The 1,879-nt window shown below is 48.9% G+C and carries 1 rRNA gene (cut by a window edge); it reads right to left on the bottom strand.

Annotated elements, in window-relative coordinates:
- Positions 1-1,774, bottom strand: a 23S ribosomal RNA gene (locus tag ACIQX2_RS19340); its annotated part reaches 1,204 nt to the left of the window's first position; the annotation flags it as partial.
- Positions 1,775-1,879 lie beyond the last annotated feature (105 nt).

Here is a 1,879-nt window from a genome sequence, read left to right as displayed (position 1 = left end):
AGGGCTATTCACCCTAAAGAGCACCCCTTCTCCCGAAGTTACGGGGTCATTTTGCCGAGTTCCTTAACGAGAGTTCTCTCGCTCACCTTAGGATTCTCTCCTCGACTACCTGTGTCGGTTTGCGGTACGGGCACCTATCACCTCGCTAGAGGCTTTTCTTGGCAGTGTGAAATCAGGAACTCCGGACATACGTCCTCGCCATCACAGCTCAATGTTATAGAATGCGGATTTGCCTACATTCACACCTTACTGCTTGGACATGCATAACCAACAGCATGCTTACCCTATCCTTCTGCGTCCCCCCATTACTCAAACGGTGGTTTGGTGGTACAGGAATATCAACCTGTTATCCATCGCCTACGCCTATCGGCCTCGGCTTAGGTCCCGACTAACCCTGAGCGGACGAGCCTTCCTCAGGAAACCTTAGTCATACGGTGGACGGGATTCTCACCCGTCTTTCGCTACTCATACCGGCATTCTCACTTCTAAGCGCTCCACCAGTCCTTCCGGTCTGACTTCAACGCCCTTAGAACGCTCTCCTACCACTGATACCAAAGGTATCAATCCACAGCTTCGGTGATTTGTTTAGCCCCGATACATTTTCGGCGCAGCGTCACTCGACCAGTGAGCTATTACGCACTCTTTAAATGATGGCTGCTTCTAAGCCAACATCCTGGTTGTCTAAGCAACGCCACATCCTTTTCCACTTAACAAATACTTTGGGACCTTAGCTGGTGGTCTGGGCTGTTTCCCTCTTGACTACGGATCTTATCACTCGCAGTCTGACTCCCAAACATAAATCATTGGCATTCGGAGTTTGTCTGAATTCGGTAACCCGGGATGGGCCCCTAGTCCAAACAGTGCTCTACCTCCAAGATTCTAACGTTTGAGGCTAGCCCTAAAGCTATTTCGGAGAGAACCAGCTATCTCCAGGTTCGATTGGAATTTCTCCGCTACCCACACCTCATCCCCGCACTTTTCAACGTGCGTGGGTTCGGACCTCCAGTAAGTGTTACCTTACCTTCATCCTGGACATGGGTAGATCACCTGGTTTCGGGTCTACGACCACATACTCATTCGCCCTATTCAGACTCGCTTTCGCTGCGGCTCCGTCTTCTCAACTTAACCTTGCATGTAATCGTAACTCGCCGGTTCATTCTACAAAAGGCACGCTATCACCCATTAACGGGCTCTAACTACTTGTAGGCACACGGTTTCAGGATCTATTTCACTCCCCTTCCGGGGTGCTTTTCACCTTTCCCTCACGGTACTGGTTCACTATCGGTCACTAGGTAGTATTTAGCCTTGGGAGATGGTCCTCCCGGATTCCGACGGAATTTCACGTGTTCCGCCGTACTCAGGATACACTCAAGAGAGAATGGATTTTGGACTACGGGGCTTTTACCCTATCCTGCGGACCTTTCCAGATCGCTTCATCTAATCCATTCCTTTGTAACTCTATGTAGAGTGTCCTACAACCCCAAGAGGCAAGCCTCTTGGTTTGGGCTATTCCCGTTTCGCTCGCCGCTACTCAGGGAATCGATTTTTCTTTCTCTTCCTCCAGGTACTTAGATGTTTCAGTTCCCTGGGTGTGTCTCAGATGCGCTATGTATTCACGCAAATGTACTGCTCCATTACGAACAGTGGGTTTCCCCATTCGGAAATCTCCGGATCAAAGCTCACTTACAGCTCCCCGAAGCATATCGGTGTTAGTGCCGTCCTTCGTCGACTCCTAGTGCCAAGGCATTCACCGTGCGCCCTTATTAACTTAACCTAAAAGTTAAAAAGTCTTACACATCATGATTACGTAAGTAATCACAACTTGAATTTCTTGTTGTTTATTGTTTCAATGTCGTTTTATCCAGTTTTCAAAGAACAA

This window comes from Psychrobacillus sp. NPDC096623 (genome assembly GCF_044762655.1).
GTDB lineage: Bacteria > Bacillota > Bacilli > Bacillales_A > Planococcaceae > Psychrobacillus.
This window is presented reverse-complemented; position numbering and strand designations above follow the sequence as displayed.